An 18,947-nucleotide genomic window follows, 5' to 3' on the forward strand; every position below is an offset into this window, starting at 1 on the left:
GGCCGGAATCCGGTGGTGTTTCACGTGAAACACCACCGACGGCCGCACGGTCCTAGAAGGGCGGCTCGTCCGAGTAGCCGCCGCCGGAGCCACCGCCCCAGCCACCGCCGCCGCCACCCTGCTGGCCGCCGCCGGAGGGACCGCCGGTCGCCCACGGGTCGTCGGCGGGAGCCCCGCCGCCGCCCTGCTGCTGGCCGCCGCCGGGGCCGCCGCCCCAGCCGCCGCCACCCTGGCCACCGCCCTGCGGACCGCCGCCGAAGCCGCCGCCCCCCTGGCCACCGCGGCCGCTGGTCTTGGTGACCTTGGCCGTGGCGTTGCGCAGGCTGGCGCCGACCTCGTCGACGTCGAGCTCGTAGACCGTGCGCTTCACGCCCTCGCGGTCCTCGTACGACCGCTGCTTGAGGCGGCCCTGCACGATCACGCGGGTGCCCCGCGTGAGGGACTCGGCGACGTTCTCCGCCGCCTGACGCCACACCGAGCAGGTCAGGAACAGGCTCTCGCCGTCCTTCCACTCATTGGTCTGACGGTCGAAGGTGCGGGGAGTGGACGCGACGCGGAACTTCGCGACCGCCGCACCGGACGGGGTGAAGCGCAGCTCGGGGTCGTCGACAAGATTGCCGACAACCGTGATGACGGTCTCGCCTGCCATTAGGGGAACCTCTCGGCGGGTGTGCTGCTGGCTGCTGGTGTTGCTGCTACTCGGACCCGGTTACCGCTGACGCAGACGCGTTCAGTGGGTCTCGGGACGGAGGACCTTGGTCCGGAGGACCGACTCGTTCAGGTTCATCTGACGGTCGAGCTCCTTGACGACCGCAGGCTCGGCCTGCAGGTCGATGACCGAGTAGATGCCCTCGGGCTTCTTGTTGATCTCGTACGAGAGACGACGACGGCCCCAGGTGTCGACCTTCTCCACCTTGCCGTTGCCCTCACGGACGACGGAGAGGAAGTTCTCGATCAGGGGAGAGACAGCGCGCTCCTCCAGATCGGGGTCGAGGATGACCATCACCTCGTAGTGACGCATGTGGAACCCACCTCCTTTGGACTCAGCGGCCACGGTCGTTCCGTGGCAGGAGGGTCGTGATGCGTTCCGCGCCGGCTCCTACCGGAGTATCCGGACAGAGATGGGCGCAGACCGTACAGCGTACCCGCTGGCACGCTTCCGGTTGAAATCCGGCCGCAGAACCCCGCAATCTGGAACACATCGGGTGTGAGCGGCGTGACACCGCGCCGCCTCTCTTGGGAGGTGCCGCATGGCACAGGCAGTAAGGACCCCGCACAACCTGCTCGCGTTCCTCAACAGCGACGGCAGAGCACATCCAGTGGAGAACACGCTGGCCGCCGTGACCCTGGTCCTCGGCGCCATCGCCGTCTTCACCAGCCTCGCGCCCAGCCTGCACCTGGTCAGCTCCTGGGTCGGCCTGATCGGCATCGCCACCGGGCTCTGGAGCCAGTTCGTCTCGTCCACGACGGGCGAACGCTTCATGACGATCATCGGCCTCGGCGCCGCGGCCGTCGGCTTCTACATCGGCCTCGCGCACGGCGGACTCTTCGGCGGCGTCATCTGACCCGGCCGGACCGTTCCGTACCGGAGGCGGCGTCCAGCGCGGGCGCCGTCTCCGGCGTGCCCCGGCGTCTGTCGGGGCGGGCACGCACCCGGCTCCCGTACGCCTGAACGGGGCGCTCCCCAGTAGGCTTCGGCGCGAGAGCCGGAGCCCCGACCCTGGGGACACACCTGCCGAGGAGCGCCCCGCATGAGCCTGACCCTGAGGACCATCAGCCGAGAGCAGCATCTGGCGTATATCCAGAGTCTGCCGGCGGCGAGCCACATGCAGGTCCCGGCCTGGGCTGACGTCAAGTCCGAGTGGCGCTCGGAGAACCTCGGCTGGTTCGACAGGAGCGGCGAGCTGGTCGGTGTGGGCCTGGTCCTCTACCGGCAGCTCCCCAAGATCAAGCGGTACCTCGCGTACCTGCCCGAGGGTCCGGTCATCAACTGGTACGCGCCGAATCTGGAGGACTGGCTCCAGCCCATGCTGGCCCACCTCAAGCAGCAGGGCGCGTTCACCGTGAAGATGGGCCCGCCGGTGATCATCCGCCGCTGGGACGCCCCCGCGATCAAGGCCGGTATCCAGGACCCGGACGTCAAGCGGCTGCGGGACGTCGAGGCGACGCACATCGAGCCGCGCGCCTTCGAGGTCGCCGACCGGCTGCGCAAGATGGGCTGGCAGCAGGGCGAGGACGGCGGCGCCGGCTTCGGTGACGTCCAGCCCCGGTACGTCTACCAGGTGCCGCTCGCCAACCGTTCGCTGGAGGAGGTCCACAAGGGCTTCAACCAGCTCTGGCGCCGCAACATCAAGAAGGCCGAGAAGGCCGGTGTCGAGGTCGTCCAGGGCGGTTACGAGGACCTGGCCGAGTGGCAGCGGCTCTACGAGATCACCGCGGAGCGCGACAAGTTCCGGCCGCGCCCGCTCGGCTACTTCCAGCGCATGTGGACGGCCCTCAACTCCGAGGACCCCAACCGCATGCGGCTCTACTTCGCCCGCCACAACGGTGTGAACCTCTCCGCCGCGACGATGCTGGTCGTCGGCGGCCACGTCTGGTACTCGTACGGCGCCTCCGACAACATCGGCCGCGAGGTGCGCCCGTCCAACGCCATGCAGTGGCGGATGCTGCGCGACGCCTACGCGCTCGGCGCCACCGTCTACGACCTGCGCGGCATCAGCGACTCGCTGGACGAGACCGACCACCTCTTCGGTCTGATCCAGTTCAAGGTCGGCACCGGCGGTCAGGCGGCGGAGTACCTCGGTGAGTGGGACTTCCCGCTCAACAAGCTGCTGCACAAGGCGCTCGACATGTATATGTCGCGCCGCTGACCGTCCCTCCCGCACGTCCTCCGTCACACCCAGCCACGAGAAAGGTTCCGGGCCCGGCCATGGCGCTCACCCTCTACGTCGACACCGCGCGCTGGCGGGCGCATCACCAGAGCGTTCTCCAGCAGTTCCCCGGGCTGGTCCCGGTCTGCAAGGGCAACGGCTACGGCTTCGGCCACGAGCGCCTCGCCGATGAGGCCGCCCGCCTCGGGTCCGACATCCTCGCCGTCGGCACGACCTACGAAGCGGCGCGGATCAAGGACTTCTTCAGCGGGGACCTCCTCGTCCTGACGCCGTTCCGCCACGGCGAGGAGCCGGTACCGCTGCCCGACCGCGCGATCCGTTCGGTCTCCTCGGTCGAGGGGGTGGGCGGCCTGGTGGGCGCACGCGTCGTCATCGAGGTCATGAGCAGCATGAAGCGGCACGGCGTCACTCCGGAGGACCTGCCCAAGCTGGCCGCCGCCATCGAGGACGTCCGGCTGGAGGGCTTCGCCATCCACCTGCCGCTGGACCGCACCGACGGCTCCGACGCCGTCGAGGAGGTCATCGGCTGGATGGACCGGCTGCGGGCCGCCCGCCTCCCGCTCCACACCATGTTCGTCAGCCACCTCAAGGCCGAGGAGCTGGCCCGCCTCCAGCAGCAGTTCCCGCAGACCCGCTTCCGCGCGCGGATCGGCACCCGGCTCTGGCTCGGCGACCACGAGGCCACCGAGTACCGCGGTTCGGTCCTCGACGTCACCCGGGTCGCCAAGGGCGAGCGTTTCGGCTACCGGCAGCAGAAGGCCGCGTCCGACGGCTATCTGGTGGTCGTGGCCGGCGGCACCTCGCACGGCGTGGGCCTGGAGTCGCCCAAGGCGCTGCACGGGGTGATGCCGCGGGCCAAGGGCGTGGCGCGCGCGGGCCTGGCGACGGTCAACCGCAACCTCGCCCCGTACGTCTGGTCCGGCAAGCAGCGCTGGTTCGCGGAGCCGCCGCACATGCAGGTGTCGATCCTCTTCGTGCCGAGTGATGCGCCCGCGCCGCAGGTCGGCGAGGAGTTGGTGGCTCATTTGCGGCACACCACGACGCAGTTCGACCGGATCGTCGACCGCTGACGGGCCCACTGCCCGTACGACGAAGGCCCGGCCCCGCGGCACTCCCGCGGGGCCGGGCCTTCGCCCGTTCTTCCGGGAGGGCTCACTCCCGTACGGCGCCCCAGCGCACCCGCGGGGCGCTCTCGAAGTGCGCGGTCGCGCGGGGGAGCGGGGCCCGGCCCAGGACGAAGACGTCGGGTGCGCGGTCGAGGACGCCCCCGGACGGGTCGTCCGTGCCGTCCCGGCGGACCACATCGCGCTCCGGCAGCAGCACATCGCGGATCACGACGGCGCAGAGATAGAGCGTGCCCAGCAGATGCACCAGGATCGCCATCTGGTAGCCCTCGGTCGGCAGCCCCTGATGTTTGTCGCCGCTTCCCGTGTACGCGAGGTACAGCCAGATCCCCAGGTAGTAGAGGACCTCGCACGTCTGCCAGATCAGGAAGTCCCGCCACCGGGGCCGGGCGAGCGCCGCCAGCGGGATCAGCCACAGCACGTACTGCGGGGAGTACACCTTGTTCGTCAGGATGAAGAGCGCGACGACGAGGAAGGCGAGCTGGGCGAAGCGCGGGCGGCGCGGCGCGTGGAGGGCGAGCAGACCGAGACCGCCGCAGCCGACGAGCATCAGGAGGGTGGCGTAGAGGTTGGCGTTCTCCAGCGGGTTCCCGGTGCGCTGGGAGAGCAGCAGCCAGACGGAACCGAAGTCGATCGGCCGCTCCTGGCTGAAGGTGTAGAACTTCGCCCATCCCTCGCGGATGTGGAAGCCGCTCGGGCCGTGCGCGAACATCACCGGAAGATTCACCACGAGCCAGGAGGCGACGGCGCCGGCCAGGCAGCGGCCGTAGGCCCGCCAGGTACCGGCCCGCCAGCAGAGCACCAGCAGCGGGCCCAGGAGCAGGACGGGGTAGAGCTTGGCGGCGGTCGCCAGCCCGATGAGAACTCCGGCGCGGAGCGGGCGGCTCCGTGACCACAGGAGCATGCCCGCGGCGGTGAGCGCGACGGCGAGCAGATCCCAGTTGATCGTGGCGGTCAGCGCCAGCGCGGGGGCCAGCGCGACGAGCAGCCCGTCCCAGGGGCGGCTGCGGTGCGTACGGGCCACACAGACGACGAGGACGGCGGCGCAGACCATCAGCATCCCGGCGTTGACCAGCCAGTAGATCTGCTCGCGCTGGACGATCTCACCGCCGTTCGGGGTCAGCCAGGAGGCGACCTCCATGAACAGCCCGGTCAGGACGGGGTACTCCAGGTACTCCATGTCGCCGGGCAGCCGGTCGAAGTAGGGGACGAGCCCGTCGGCGAAGCCGCGCCCCGCGAAGAGGTGCGGGATGTCGGAGTAGCAGGCGTGGACGTACTGCGTGGTGGCGCCGAAGAACCAGCCGCCGTTGTAGCAGGGGAGTTTCTGCACCATCCCGAGGGCGAACATCCCGAGGGCGACGAGCACGATCACCCTGACCGGGGTCAGCCGGCCCGCGCCGGGCAGCGCCCGACGGCCGAGCGGTCCTCCGATCAGTTCGCTGCCGGCTGCCGCGACCTCGTCCCGCTGTGTGGGCCGTACGGACTCGTCCCCGCGCACGCTCGTCATGGGCCCATCCTGCCGCACGTCCCTGTGCGGAACGTGGCGAAGCCCCCGCCCGGTCGAGCCGGGGCGGGGGCTTCGTGGTGCGGTGTTTCACGTGAAACGGCCGTGGGTCCGGCGCTGCGCCGACGGCGGCTGTTTCACGTGAAACAGCGGTGAGTCAGGGGCGTTCCCCGGTGGGGCCGCCCCACCAGCCGGTAGGTCCGCCCGTCGGATCCGGCGATTCGCTGGAACCTCCGGTGTCGCCGCCCGTGCCGCCATCGGTTCCGCCGGGACCGCCGGTCGTACCGCCGTCGTTGTGGCAGCCGATGTCCCAGTCGGCACACGTCTCGGTGGCCGTCGGGGTCGGCGAATGGGTCGGTGTCTCGGAGTGCGTCGGTGTCTGGGACGGCGTCTGCGACGGCTTCTGGGACGGCTTCTGCGAGGGCTTCTGGGTGGGCATGCCGGGCTCGTCGAACGGCTGGCCGATGGGCGTGGCCTCCGGGAAGTCCTTGACCGGTGTCCCTTCCAGCGCCTGGATCATGTACTGCGTCCAGACCTCCGTCGGCAGCGCACCACCGTGGATCGAGTCGAAGCCGCCGACGCCGTTCATGGAGAGCTGGCGGGGGTTCTTCGGGTCCTCACGGAACATCGAGATCGCGGTGGAGAGCTGCGGGGTGTACCCGACGAACCAGGCCGACTTGTTCTCATCGGTGGTACCGGTCTTGCCCGCCGCGGGACGGCCCAGCTTCCGGGCTTCCTGCTTGGCCGTACCGTTCTGGATGACGTTCTCCAGCACCTTGGTGACGTTGTTGGCGATGTCCGGGGCGATCGCCGGTTCCGCGGCGGGAGCCTCGATTCCGTCCACCGTCTGCCCGTGGTGCTTCAGCTCGGTGACCGAGTACGGCTCCACCTTGGTGCCCGACTTCGCGAACGTCGCGTAGGCGTTGGCCATGCGGATCGCGCTGGGGGTCGAGGTACCGAGGGCGAACGAGGGGTTGAGGTACTTGTCGAAGCTCGCGTCCGAGATGCCCGCGGCCCGCGCCATGTCCCGCACCTTGCTCATCCCGACATCCATGCCGAGCTGGACGAACGGGGTGTTGACCGACTGCTCCATCGCCTTGTTCAGGGTGATGTAGCCCCAGGCGTGCTCGCTCTCGTTCTTCTGGTAGAAGGGCGAGTTGTCCTTCGACAGGTAGTCGGTGCCGTCGGCGTTCTTCACCTTGAGGTGGTCGTTGCCGTTGTAGCGGCTCTCCGGCGACAGCGGCTGGCCGTTGCTGTGCTGCGTCCCGTACTTCATCGCCGCGGCGAGGACGAACGGCTTCCAGGTCGAACCGACCGGCACACCGAAGGTGTCGGCGTTGTTGCTGAAGTGCCCCTTGTCGTAGCCCTCACCGCCGTAGATCGCGACGATCTTGCCGGTACCGGGCTCCACCGAGGCGCCACCGAACTGGACGTACTTGTCCTTCTCCCGCTTCTTCGGGTCGATGTAGCGCTTGTCGACCTTCTTCACCGAGTTGGCGAGCGCGGTGACCTTCTTCTTGTCGAAGGTCGTGTAGATCTGGAAGCCGCCCTTGTCGAACGCCGCCTGGCTGAGGTGGGCGTTCTTGAGGACGTACTTCTTCGCCGTGTCCGTCAGATAGCCGATCTGGCCGTTCTTGTCGGCCGATGTCTTCGGCTGCTGGGGCATCGGGAACTTCGTGTACTTGGCCCGCTCGCTCTTGGGCATCAGCCCCACCTGGACCTCGCGGTCGAGCACCCACGACCAGCGGTCCTTGGCCCGCTTCTCGTTCTCCTGCGGGCTGGAGTGCGGCACCGAACCACCGGCCGGGTCGTAGAGTTCGGGCCCCTTGAGCACCGTCACCAGCAGAGCGGCCTCGTCCGGCTTCAGGGCGCGGGCGTCCTTGCCGAAGTACGCCTGGGCCGCCGCCTGGATGCCGTAGGAGCCACGGCCGAAGTAGCTGGTGTTGAAGTAGCCCTGGAGGATCTGGGGCTTCTTCATCTTCCAGCCGACCTTGATGGAGATGAACAGCTCTTTGAACTTACGGGTGAGCGTCTGGTCCTGGCTCAGCATGGCGTTCTTGACGTACTGCTGAGTGATCGTCGAACCGCTCTGGGTCTCCTCGCCCTTGGCCATCTTGACCAGGGCGCGGGCGATACCCATCGGGTCGACGCCGGAGTCGTCCCGGAAGGACGCGTTCTCCGCCGCGATCGCCGCGTTCTGCAGCGACATCGGGATATCGCTGATCTGGACGATCTGCCGGTTGGTATCGCCGTCGCGGGCCATGACGTCACCGTTGGCCCAGTAGTAGATGTTGTTCTCCTGCCGGGCGGCGATGCTCTCCTTGGGCACCTCCACCAGCCACAGCGCGATGCCGGTGATCCCGACTATGACTCCCAGGAAGGCGATGCACAGCGTCGTGACCTGCTTCCACGACGGCACGAAGCGGCGCCACCCGACGCGTCCGGCCCGCGGGTAGTCGATGAAGCGCTTCTTGGCGGGGCCGTTTCCGCCCTGCCCGCGCCCCCTGCCACCGCTGTCCGCACCGCCGCCACGACGACCCCGGCCACCGCCACGTCCACCGCCGGCGGCCCCTCCCGCGTCGGACACCCGGCGGCGACCTCCGCGCTGCGCCGCACGACGTGCTTCCGCCCGCCCGCCGGGTGGCCGCTCCTGGCCGTGCGCGGCAGAGTGGGATGCGGAGCCGGAAGCAGCACCGCGGGGCGCCGCGCGACGCCCCGAAGACTGCTGTGCGGCACGTCGGGCCGCGGCGCGTCCGCCACCTTGCGGCTGTGGCGGTTTGCGACGGTGCTCGCTCATGGAACGGATACTCCTCGGGCAGGCGCGCTATCTCGTCGCCTGAAGGCGGTGGTTGTCTTCAGGTCCCCCCGATGCACGGCCCGTTCCTGACGCGCGGGCCGCACTACACCGAGCACAGGGACGCCACTTATCGGCCCACGGTTCCCGGCAGTCTGCATGCCGCACAGACTACGCACGGCCAAAACCTGCCCACCGCCTAAATTCACTCCAAATCAGGCAGGTTGGACCCTACGAATCGGTGATGTGACGCCGTTCACCGCGCCCCTGCTTGTCCCGTCCCACGTGGCGTTCTATCGTCTGGATGTATCGAGTCGATACATCAGCACGGCATAAAGAGAGTGCGGGATCGAGGAGGCAGAGCATGAGCAGACGCTCGGGCGTCCTCGAATTCGCCATCCTCGGCCTGCTGCGCGAATCTCCGATGCACGGCTACGAGTTGCGCAAGCGGCTCAACACCTCGCTCGGGGTTTTCCGCGCGTTCAGCTACGGCACCCTCTACCCCTGCCTCAAGGCGCTGGTCGCGAACGGCTGGCTCACGGAGAAGCCGGGCGGTCCGCCCGAGGGCGCGCCCGCCACGGCTCTGACCGGGCGCCGGGCGAAGATCGTCTACCGCTTGACCGCGGCAGGGAAGGAGCACTTCGAGGAGCTGCTCTCACACTCCGGCCCGGACGCGTGGGAGGACGAACACTTCGGCGTCCGCTTCGCGTTCTTCGGCCAGACGTCACGGGACGTCCGTATGCGCGTGCTGGAAGGACGTCGCAGCCGGCTGGAGGAGCGTCTCGAAAGGATGCGTACCTCCCTGGCCCGCAGCCGCGACCGGCTGGACGACTACACCCTCGAACTCCAGCGCCACGGCATGGAATCCGTGGAGCGTGAGGTCCGCTGGCTGAACGGACTCATCGAGAGCGAACGCACCGGGCACGAGCGGCATCCGCCCGGGCCCGCAGAGCGCGACAAGCAGGATCAGTCAGGAGAGACGGACGGCCTGCCCCGGCATCGGGGCGGATCCCGGCCGGACCCGTCCGATGACACCACCACATGAGGTCCTGTCCGGCAGGACCTCAGCGAGAACACAGGGAGCAACCGGAATGGGTTCGGTTCGCGTAGCCATCGTCGGCGTGGGCAACTGCGCCGCCTCGCTGGTACAGGGCGTCGAGTTCTACAAGGACGCCGATCCGGAGAGCCGTGTGCCCGGCCTCATGCACGTGCAGTTCGGCGACTACCACGTCCGCGACATCGAGTTCGTGGCCGCCTTCGACGTCGACGCCAAGAAGGTCGGCCTGGACCTCGCGGACGCGATCGGCGCCAGCGAGAACAACACCATCAAGATCTGCGACGTGCCGAACGCCGGTGTGACGGTCCAGCGCGGCCACACCCTCGACGGGCTGGGCAAGTACTACCGCATGACGATCGAGGAGTCGGAGCAGGCTCCGGTCGACATCGTCCAGGTCCTCAAGGACAAGCAGGTCGACGTCCTGGTCTGCTACCTCCCTGTCGGCTCCGAGGAAGCGGCGAAGTACTACGCACAGTGCGCCATCGACGCCAAGGTCGCCTTCGTCAACGCCCTTCCGGTCTTCATCGCCGGCACCAAGGAGTGGGCCGACAAGTTCACCGAGGCCGGTGTCCCGATCGTCGGTGACGACATCAAGTCGCAGGTCGGCGCCACCATCACGCACCGCGTGATGGCCAAGCTCTTCGAGGACCGGGGCGTCATCCTGGACCGCACGATGCAGCTGAACGTCGGCGGCAACATGGACTTCAAGAACATGCTGGAGCGGGAGCGCCTGGAGTCCAAGAAGATCTCCAAGACGCAGGCCGTCACCTCGCAGATCAGGGACCGTGAGCTGGGCGAGGACAACGTCCACATCGGCCCTTCGGACTTCGTGGCCTGGCTGGACGACCGCAAGTGGGCGTACGTCCGCCTCGAAGGCCGTGCGTTCGGCGATGTCCCGCTGAACCTGGAGTACAAGCTGGAGGTCTGGGACTCCCCCAACTCCGCGGGCGTCATCATCGACGCGCTGCGCGCCGCGAAGATCGCGAAGGACCGCGGCATCGGTGGCCCGGTGCTCTCCGCCTCCTCGTACTTCATGAAGTCGCCGCCCGTGCAGTACTTCGACGACGAGGCGCGCGAGAACGTCGAGAAGTTCATCAAGGGTGAGGTCGAGCGCTGACGCTCCCCCTGTATCGCCACACTCCACGGGCCCCCGGGTATCTCTCCCGGGGGCCCGTGGGCTGTGTGAGGCTGTGCGGCATGTCTGCTGTGCGCGACCTGCGTGTATTACTCCGGCTACGTGACTTCCGTTCGCTCCTCGCCGCGCGACTGCTGTCCCAGGCGGCCGACGGGGTGTTCCAGGTCGCGCTCGCCACCTACGTCGTCTTCTCGCCGGAGAAGCAGACCTCACCGGCGGCCATCGCGTCCGCCATGGCGATCCTGCTGCTGCCGTACTCGCTCCTCGGGCCGTTCACCGGCGTGCTGCTCGACCGCTGGCGGCGCCGCCAGGTCCTGCTCCACGGCAATCTGCTGCGCACCCTGCTGGCCTTGGCGACGGCGGCGCTGATCGCGTCGGACGTCCCCGACCAGCTCTTCTACGCCTCGGCCCTCGCGGTGACCGCGGTGAACCGGTTCGTCCTGGCCGGGCTCTCGGCCGCGCTGCCCCGGGTGGTCGACGGCGGACCACAGCTCGTCATGGCCAACGCCCTCGCCCCCACGGCCGGTACGCTCGCCGCGACGGCGGGCGGCGGGCTCGCCTTCACGGTCCGGCTGGCCGGCCCGGACGTGGACGCGTTCGTCATACTGCTGGCCGCGGCCCTCTACTTCTGCTCGGCGCTCACCGCGCTGCGTATGACGCCGCAGTTGCTCGGCCCCGATCTCACCGCCCGCCCGCCGCATCTGCGACAAGCCCTGCTGAGCACCGTACGAGGCATCGCGGAGGGACTGCGCCATCTCGCCGAGCGGCGCACCCCGGCCCGTGCGCTGGCCGCGATGACCCTCATCCGCTTCTGCTACGGAGCGCTGACGGTCATGGTGCTGATGCTGTGCCGGTACGCCTGGGTCGCGACCGAATCCGAGGGCCTGGCCCTGCTCGGGGTCACCGTCCTGGTGTCGGGCGCGGGCTTCTTCCTGGCCGCCCTCATCACTCCGTGGGCGGTGGCGCGCTGCGGCGCGTTCGGCTGGATCGCCTGCTGTGCCGCCATGGGCGCGGTGCTGGTGCCGGCGCTCGGGCCGTTCTTCACGCCGGGGCCGATGCTGGCCGCCGCCTTCGCCCTCGGTCTCGGCACCCAAGGAACCAAGATCTCCACGGATACGGTCGTGCAGTCCACGGTCGACGACGCGTTCCGCGGCCGGATCTTCGCCATCTACGACGTGCTGTTCAACGTCGCCTTCGTCGGTGCCGCCGCGGTCGCCGCCCTCATGCTGCCGCCGGACGGCAGGTCCGGCGCTCTGCTGCTCATGGTGACCGTGATCTACGCATTCGTCGCCGCGGCAGTGGTGCGCCCGAGGCGCGGTTAGGCGCCACTGCCCCTCATGGTCGCGGGCGGGCACAGCAGCCGGGCACGCGGACCAGGTACCTTACGGGCGTCCTGCACGAGCCTGTACACATCAAATTCGGGGGAGTTCCATGACCATGCCTCAGGGCCCGAACCCTTACGGCCAGGCGCCGTACGGGCAGAACCCCTATCCCCAGGCACCGCAGCCGCCCCAGGCTCCCTACGGTCAGCCTCAGCCCGGGTACGCCCACCCCCAGCAGCCACCGGCTCCGTACGGCTATCAGCAGCCGCAGCCGGGGTACCCCGCGCCGCCGCAGCAGCCCTACGCGCAGGGCGGTGCTCCCGTGCCTCCGCAGCAGCAGCCCTACGCGCCGCAGGGCGGTGCTCCCGTACCTCCGCCGCGTCCCGCCAAGAAGCGGTCCCCCATGGCGATCCTGAAGGGCATAGGCGTCGTCCTCGCACTGATCGTCGGCGCGATCTTCTGGATCAGCAGCATGGACGACGCGGACAGCGCCGAGGTCGGTGACTGCGTCAAGAAGTCCGAAAGCTCGCTCGACGACGGCCTCAAGGTCGTGGATTGCGGCACCTCGGAGGCCCAGTACAAGGTGACCGCGGTGCACAACGACACCTCCGACCCCTCCGTCTGCCCCGCGGGGGAGACGGCGTACTCCAAGTCCGTGCAGCGTCGTAAGCGCGCCGACACCCACATGGTGCTCTGCATGACCCCGACGAAGTAGAGCGTGATGAGGCTCGGGCGGTGTTTCACGTGAAACACCGCCCGAGCCTCATCCACCGTGTTTCACGTGAAACATGACGGCCCACCGACCGCCCGGCCCGCCGACCGCCTGTTTCACGTGAAACGTCAGCCCTGTGTGGCCCACCACTCCTTGAGAGCGGCGATGGCCGCCTCCCGGTCCATCGGGCCGTTCTCCAGCCGCATCTCCAGCATCTGCTTGTACGCCTTGCCGACGGCCGGGCCCGGGGCGATGCCCAGGATCTGCATGATCTCGTTGCCGTCCAGGTCGGGCCGGATCGCGTCCAGCTCCTCCTGCTCCTGGAGCAGCGCAATACGCTCCTCCAGACCGTCGTACGCGCGCGAGAGGGCGTTCGCCTTGCGCTTGTTGCGCGTCGTGCAGTCCGAGCGGGTGAGCTTGTGCAGCCGGGTCAGTTGCGGGCCCGCGTCACGGACGTAGCGGCGGACCGCCGAGTCCGTCCACTCACCGGTGCCGTAGCCGTGGAAGCGCAGATGCAGCTCCACCAGCCGCGAGACGTCCTTCACCAGGTCGTTGGAGTACTTCAGCGCGGTCATGCGCTTCTTGGTCATCTTGGCGCCGACCACCTCGTGGTGGTGGAACGAGACCCGGCCGTCGTTCTCGAACCGGCGGGTCTTCGGCTTCCCGATGTCGTGCAGCAGCGCCGCCAACCGCAGCACCAGGTCGGGTCCGTCCTCTTCAAGGTCGATCGCCTGCTCCAGGACCGTGAGCGTGTGCTCGTAGACATCCTTGTGCCGGTGATGCTCGTCACGCTCCAGCCGGAGCGCGGACAGTTCGGGCAGCACCCGGTCGGCGATCCCGGAATCGACCAGCAGCCTGAGCCCCTTGCGCGGGTGGGGCGCCAGGATCAGCTTGTTCAGCTCGTCCCGGACACGCTCCGCGGACACGATCTCGATCCGTTCCGCCATCGCCTTCATCGCCGCCACGACATCCGGGGCGACCTCGAAGTCCAACTGAGCGGCGAACCGGGCCGCGCGCATCATCCGCAGCGGGTCGTCCGAGAACGATTCCTGCGGAGTACCGGGCGTCCGCAGCACACGGGCCGCGAGGTCCTCCAGACCGCCGTGCGGGTCGATGAACTCCTTCTGCGGCAGGAAGACGGCCATCGCGTTCACCGTGAAGTCGCGGCGGACGAGGTCTTCCTCGATGGAGTCGCCGTAGGACACCTCGGGCTTACGCGAGGTGCGGTCGTACGCCTCGGAGCGGTACGTCGTCACCTCGATGTCGAAGGAGCTCTTCTTGCAGCCGACCGTGCCGAACGCGATGCCGACCTCCCACACCGCGTCGGCCCACGGGCGGACGATCTTCAGAACGTCCTCGGGGCGCGCGTCCGTGGTGAAGTCCAGGTCGTTGCCGAGCCGGCCCAGGAGCGCATCCCGCACCGAGCCGCCGACCAGGGCAAGCGTGAACCCGGCCTCCTGGAATCGGCGGGCCAGGTCGTCCGCCACGGGGGAGACCCGCAGCAGCTCGCTCACGGCACGGCGCTGCACCTGGGTCAGCGCGTTCGTCGACTGCGCAGACCGCTCGGACTGCGGGGCGGGGATGTCATTGTTGGCGTTCGGCACAACAGAAAAGGGTACGTGCCCGTGCCACGCCCGGCGTCCCGCCGCCGAGAGCGCCGCACAGGCCGGTCCGGCCGGTGATCTTGTGGCACACGCCATGGCACGACGCCGCGGCGCACCTCGTTACCATGCGTGGACGCACATTCCAACGACCACTGACGACGACGAGGGACGGGCGAGCGCGTGGCCGATGCGGCAAGGTTCCGGTGGACTGAACGGCCGCGCGGGCGCTGGCTACGACGCGGCGCGGCGCTGTTCACCGGGGTGCCCCTGCTCATGGGTGTGGTCCAGCTCCCGCAGGCCCCGGCGGCGCACGCCGCCCCCACCGGGCCGCACACCGTCGACGTCAGTATCGACTCGCTGACTCCGGCGGCCCCCGGCAAGGGCGACACCGTCACCGTCTCCGGCACGGTGACCAACGACAGCCGCTCCACGGTCACCGACGCCCATGTCGCCCTCCGGCGCGGCCCGGAGATCAGCGGGCGCAGCGCGCTCGACACCGCCGCACGGCGCACGGGCTTCTCCCCCGTGGAGGACGGCCCGGAGATCAAGGAGCGAACCGCCGACGTCGACACGCTGCAGCCCGGTGTCAGCCGCTCCTTCTCACTCCGCGTCCCGGTCAAGGACCTCGACCTCGGCGACGGCGGCGTCTATCAGCTCGGCGTCTCCCTCTCGGGCCGCCCGCAGGGACAGTACGAGCAGGTCCTCGGCGTCGAACGCACCTTCCTGCCCTGGCAGGAGGGCGAGACGGGGAAGAAGACCCAGCTCACCTACATGTGGCCGCTGATCTCCTCCACCCATCTCACCGCCCAGACCGACGCCGACGCGCAGCAGACGCCGGTCTTCCGCGATGACGATCTCGCTTCGGAGATCAAGCCCGGCGGCCGCCTGCAGCAGATGGTCGCGCTGGGCAAGGACCTCCCGGTGACCTTCGTCATCGACCCGGACCTCCTCGCGACCGTCGACGCGATGACCAAGCCGTACCGGGTGCACGGCCCCGACGGCCCCGCGGGCAAGAACCAGGACGTCGCCAAGCAGTGGCTGAACGACCTCACGGAGGCGGTGAAGAGCCACGAGGTCGTCGCGCTCCCGTTCGCCGACCCGGATCTCGCCTCCCTCGCCCACCAGGGCAAGAACGTGCCCAGCGCGCTCGGTCACCTCGGCCCGGCCACGGAGCTGGCGTCCACCACGGTCGACACCACGTTGGGCGTGAAACCGCGTACGGACTTCGCCTGGCCCGTCGACGGCGCGATCGACTCCTCGATCGTGGATGTCGCCACCTCCGCCGGTGCCCACAACGTCATCACCCGCAGCGACAGCCTGCGGGAGTCCGACCGGCTGACCTACACGCCCACCGCGGCCCGGCCCATCGGCGGCGGCAACACCGCCATCGTCGCCGACGAGGGACTGTCCACCGCTTTCGAGGGCGACCTCACGAAGAGCGGCCGGGCCTCCCGCGCGATCCAGTCGTTCCTCGCCCAGACCCGGCTGATCGGGCTCCAGGACCCCGACCGGCAGCGGAGCATCGTCGTCGCGCCGCAGCGGATGCCGTCCACCAGCCAGGCGCAGGCCATGGCCACGGCGCTGCGGACGCTGGAGACGGCCGACTGGACGCAGCCGCTGGACCTGAGCGACGCGGCCAAGGCCGAGCCCGACGAGGCGGCGGCGCGGAACATCCCGGCCCGCGCCGCGTACCCGTCGTCGCTGCGCCACCAGGAGATGCCCACCGAGGCGTTCCGCCAGATCCAGGAGACGCAGGCGGCGCTGGACGAGTTCCGGGTGAATCTGGACCGCCCCGAGCGCGTGGTGACGCCGTTCGGCAACGCGATCATGCGGGGGATGTCGACACAGTGGCGCGGCAACAGGGCCGGGGCCGCCGCGTTCCGCAGTTCGGTACGGGACTACCTCGACGAGCTGACGCGTAAGGTCCACCTGATCCAGAAGTCGAACGCCACGCTCTCCGGGCGCAGCGCGACGATCCCGGTGACGGTGCAGAACAATCTCCTCCAGGGTGTCGAGGGGATGACGCTGAAGCTGACGTCCTCGCAGCCGAACCGGCTGAGCGCGGGCGACCCGCAGGAGATCAAGGTGGACGGCGGCCACAGCCAGTCCTTCAAGTTCGACACCACGGCGAACGCCAACGGCCCGGTCCGCGTGAACGCCCAGCTCTACACCGCGGACGGAAAGCCGTACGGTCAGCCGATGACGTTCGTCGTGAACGTCACGGAGATCACCGCGACGGTGATGCTCGTCATCGCGGGCGGCGTGCTGCTGCTCGTCCTGGCGGGCGTGCGGATCTACCTCCAGCGCAAGCGCGCGGCCGCCCGGCAGACGGGCGAGGGCCCGCAGGGCGAGACCGGTCCGGACGGTTCCGACGGGCCCGAGGGCCCCGGCCCGGACGACCTCGACGACGCGGACGAGACCGACGGCGCGAACGGCGAGGACGCCGGGCAGCCGAGTGACCCCGCACCGGACACCGGTTCGGGAAACTCCGGTCCGTCCGGCTCAGGTGAGAAAGTGGACCGTTGATATATGGCGGGGCCGGAGGGCCGGCGACGGATGAGGTGGGGCAGCGATGAACGCGCCGTTTGACGGTGACCGCGGCCGGGGCGCCGAGGGCGACCCCGCGGGGCCGGTCCCACCGACGCCGCAGGCGCCCGGCGCCCGCGGCACCTACGCGCAGCAGGAGCCGTACGGCCCGGACGCGTACGGCCGGACCCCTTACACACCGGACGGCCCGCATCGCGAGACGCACCAGGGCTACGGATCCACGACGACCCCGGCGTACCCGGACGGCGCGGCACAGCAGCCGCCCGGCACGCCCGACGGACCGTTCCCGCCGCAGCCCGCCGCCCCGTACGCCCCCGGGCAGCAGGGCTGGGGCGCGCCCGCGCCGACCGCTCCCGCCGGCCCGTCGGCGGGAGCGCCGTACGGTGACGCGGACGCGACGATGCAGTTCGCCGGGGTGCGCGACACGGCCGGGCAGGAGCCGGAGTCCGACGCGTTCGCGCACCTCTTCCGCGATCAGCAGCCGTACGAGCCGCGTCGCCCGGTGGCGGCGGAGCCCGGGCCGGCGGCGGGTGTTCCCGAGGCCGTGCCGGAGCCGCCGGAGCCCGAGCCGGAGCCGGTCGCGGCAGCCGGGAAGCCGTCCGGGGGCCGCGCCTCCGGGCTGCTGAAGTCCAGTGCGGTGATGGCCGCGGGCACGATGGTCTCCCGTCTCACCGGCTTCGTCCGCTCCGCGCTGATCGTCGCGGCGCTCGGCGGCGCGGTGCTGGGTGACTCCTGGCAGGTGGCGTACCAACTGCCGACGATGATCTTCATCCTGACCATCGGCGGCGGTCTGAACTCCGTCTTCGTGCCGCAGTTGGTGCGCGCGATGAAGGAGGACGACGACGGTGGCGAGGCATACGCCAACCGTCTGCTGACGCTGGTCATCGTCATCCTGGGCGCGCTCACGGTCGTGGCGATCTTCGCGGCGCCGTTGCTCGTGAAACTCGTCTCGTTCGACATCTCCCGCGATCCAGCGGCCAATGAGGTCGCCGTCGCGTTCACCCGTTACTGCGTGCCCACGATCTTCTTCATGGGGCTGCACGTCGTGATGGGGCAGATCCTCAACGCCCGCGGCCGCTTCGGCGCGATGATGTGGACCCCGGTCCTCAACAACATCGTCATGATCGCCACGTTCGGGCTGTTCATCTGGGTGTACGGCACCGCCGAGACCTCCGGTATCGGCGTCACCACCATCCCCGACGAGGGCATCCGTCTGCTGGGCATCGGCACGCTGCTCGGTCTCGTGGTGCAGGCGCTGGCGATGATCCCGTACCTGCGGGACGCCGACTTCGCGTTCCGGCTGCGGTTCGACTGGCGCGGGCACGGGCTGGGCAAGGCCGCCAAGCTCGCGAAGTGGACCGTTCTGTTCGTCCTCGCCAACCAGGCGGGTGTCCTCGTGGTCACCCAGCTCTCCACCTGGGCCGGAAACACCGCGGACCGCCAGGGCCACCCCGGCACCGGCTTCATCTCGTACGCCAGCGCCCAGTTGATCTGGAACATGCCGCAGGCGATCATCACCGTCTCCGTGATGGCGGCGCTGCTGCCGCGGCTGGCCCGGTCGGCGGCGGACGGCGACAGCGGCGCGGTCCGGGACGACATGTCCCAGGGCCTGCGGACCTCGGCCGTCGCCATCGTCCCGATCTCGTTCGGTTTCCTGGCCCTCGGCGTCCCGCTGTGCACGCTGGTCTACGGCTCGTCCGGCGCGGGCGTCCCGATGGGCTACATGCTGATGGCCTTCGGTGTCGGCCTCATCCCGTTCTCGGTGCAGTACGTGATCCTGCGGGCCTTCTACGCCTACGAGGACACCCGGACGCCCTTCTACAACACCGTGATCGTCGCGGCGGTCAACGCCGCCGCCTCGGCCGCCTGCTTCCTGATCCTGCCCGCGCGCTGGGCGGTGATCGGGATGGCCGCCGCGTACGGCATCGCGTACATGATCGGCGTCGTGGTCGCCTGGCGGCGGCTGGGCAAGCGGATGAACGGTGACCTGGACAGCGCCCGTATCGTGCGCACCTACGCCCGCCTGGCGGGCGCGAGCATTCCCGCAACCGTGATCGCCGGTGCGGCGGTGTACGGCATCATGCAGGGACTCGGCAGCGGGTTCCTCGGGTCGCTCGCCGCACTGATCGTGGGTGCGGTCGCCCTACTGGGGGTCTTCTACGTGGCCGCACGGAAGATGCGCATCGAAGAGATGACGACGCTGGTCGGCATGGTCCGCGCCAAGCTGGGGCGCTGAGGCACAACCATCGACCGCCAC

Annotated in this window: 14 protein-coding genes; 9 read left to right on the forward strand and 5 right to left on the reverse strand. The window is 69.5% G+C overall.

Going from position 1 to position 18,947, the window contains the following annotated elements:
• Positions 1–52: 52 nt before the first annotated feature.
• On the reverse strand, positions 53–649 hold the full coding sequence (locus ACGH2B_RS13440) for a single-stranded DNA-binding protein (protein ID WP_399088375.1): 597 nt from the start codon (positions 647–649) through the stop codon (positions 53–55).
• 81 nt (positions 650–730) lie between these two features.
• Entirely contained in the window at positions 731–1,021 is a 291-nt protein-coding gene (rpsF, locus tag ACGH2B_RS13445) for a 30S ribosomal protein S6 (protein WP_003978891.1), read from the reverse strand.
• Between the two features lie 229 nt (positions 1,022–1,250).
• Between rpsF and ACGH2B_RS13450 the strand changes: the two genes are divergently transcribed.
• The 3 genes from ACGH2B_RS13450 (at position 1,251) to ACGH2B_RS13460 (ending at position 3,961) form a co-directional block, all read left to right on the forward strand.
• Positions 1,251–1,565 carry a hypothetical protein gene (locus tag ACGH2B_RS13450; RefSeq protein WP_399088377.1) on the forward strand — a complete coding sequence of 105 codons (315 nt, stop codon included), beginning with the start codon at positions 1,251–1,253 and terminating at the stop codon, positions 1,563–1,565.
• Positions 1,566–1,751: 186 nt separating this feature from the next.
• Positions 1,752–2,870, forward strand: a complete 1,119-nt coding sequence (locus tag ACGH2B_RS13455; RefSeq protein WP_399088379.1) for a lipid II:glycine glycyltransferase FemX — start codon at positions 1,752–1,754, stop codon at positions 2,868–2,870.
• Positions 2,871–2,929: 59 nt separating this feature from the next.
• Entirely contained in the window at positions 2,930–3,961 is a 1,032-nt protein-coding gene (locus ACGH2B_RS13460; protein ID WP_399088381.1) for an alanine racemase, read from the forward strand.
• A gap of 82 nt (positions 3,962–4,043) precedes the next feature.
• On the opposite strand, the gene ACGH2B_RS13465 is transcribed toward ACGH2B_RS13460, so the two are convergent.
• Both ACGH2B_RS13465 and ACGH2B_RS13470 read right to left on the reverse strand, forming a co-directional pair.
• Complete coding sequence (locus tag ACGH2B_RS13465) at positions 4,044–5,522, reverse strand: glycosyltransferase family 87 protein (RefSeq protein ID WP_399088383.1); 1,479 nt, start codon at positions 5,520–5,522, stop codon at positions 4,044–4,046.
• Between the two features lie 154 nt (positions 5,523–5,676).
• Complete coding sequence (locus tag ACGH2B_RS13470) at positions 5,677–8,316, reverse strand: transglycosylase domain-containing protein (RefSeq protein WP_399088385.1); 2,640 nt, start codon at positions 8,314–8,316, stop codon at positions 5,677–5,679.
• Between the two features lie 361 nt (positions 8,317–8,677).
• On the opposite strand from ACGH2B_RS13470, the gene ACGH2B_RS13475 reads away from it, so the two are divergent.
• The 4 genes from ACGH2B_RS13475 to ACGH2B_RS13490 all read left to right on the forward strand — a co-directional run bounded on the left by ACGH2B_RS13475 (position 8,678) and on the right by ACGH2B_RS13490 (position 12,542).
• Positions 8,678–9,358, forward strand: coding sequence for a helix-turn-helix transcriptional regulator (locus ACGH2B_RS13475; RefSeq protein ID WP_399088386.1), 681 nt, complete (start codon positions 8,678–8,680; stop codon positions 9,356–9,358).
• 46 nt (positions 9,359–9,404) lie between these two features.
• A complete protein-coding gene (locus ACGH2B_RS13480; protein WP_399088388.1) occupies positions 9,405–10,487 on the forward strand; it encodes an inositol-3-phosphate synthase in 1,083 nt (360 codons plus the stop codon).
• Positions 10,488–10,567: 80 nt separating this feature from the next.
• Entirely contained in the window at positions 10,568–11,827 is a 1,260-nt protein-coding gene (locus ACGH2B_RS13485) for an MFS transporter (RefSeq protein ID WP_399088390.1), read from the forward strand.
• Between the two features lie 109 nt (positions 11,828–11,936).
• Positions 11,937–12,542, forward strand: a complete 606-nt coding sequence (locus ACGH2B_RS13490) for a hypothetical protein (protein ID WP_399088392.1) — start codon at positions 11,937–11,939, stop codon at positions 12,540–12,542.
• Between the two features lie 125 nt (positions 12,543–12,667).
• Here ACGH2B_RS13490 and ACGH2B_RS13495 read toward each other — a convergent pair whose 3' ends face one another.
• On the reverse strand, positions 12,668–14,143 hold the full coding sequence (locus tag ACGH2B_RS13495; protein WP_399088394.1) for a CCA tRNA nucleotidyltransferase: 1,476 nt from the start codon (positions 14,141–14,143) through the stop codon (positions 12,668–12,670).
• 273 nt (positions 14,144–14,416) lie between these two features.
• On the opposite strand from ACGH2B_RS13495, the gene ACGH2B_RS13500 reads away from it, so the two are divergent.
• Together ACGH2B_RS13500 and murJ are read left to right on the forward strand one after the other, a co-directional pair.
• Entirely contained in the window at positions 14,417–16,669 is a 2,253-nt protein-coding gene (locus tag ACGH2B_RS13500; RefSeq protein ID WP_399088396.1) for a DUF6049 family protein, read from the forward strand.
• A 46-nt stretch (positions 16,670–16,715) separates the two neighbouring features.
• Positions 16,716–18,926, forward strand: coding sequence for a murein biosynthesis integral membrane protein MurJ (gene murJ / locus ACGH2B_RS13505; protein ID WP_399088398.1), 2,211 nt, complete (start codon positions 16,716–16,718; stop codon positions 18,924–18,926).
• The last annotated feature ends 21 nt before the right edge of the window (positions 18,927–18,947 follow it).

The sequence above is a fragment of the Streptomyces sp. BBFR2 genome (assembly GCF_044497305.1).
Classification (GTDB): Bacteria; Actinomycetota; Actinomycetes; order Streptomycetales; family Streptomycetaceae; genus Streptomyces.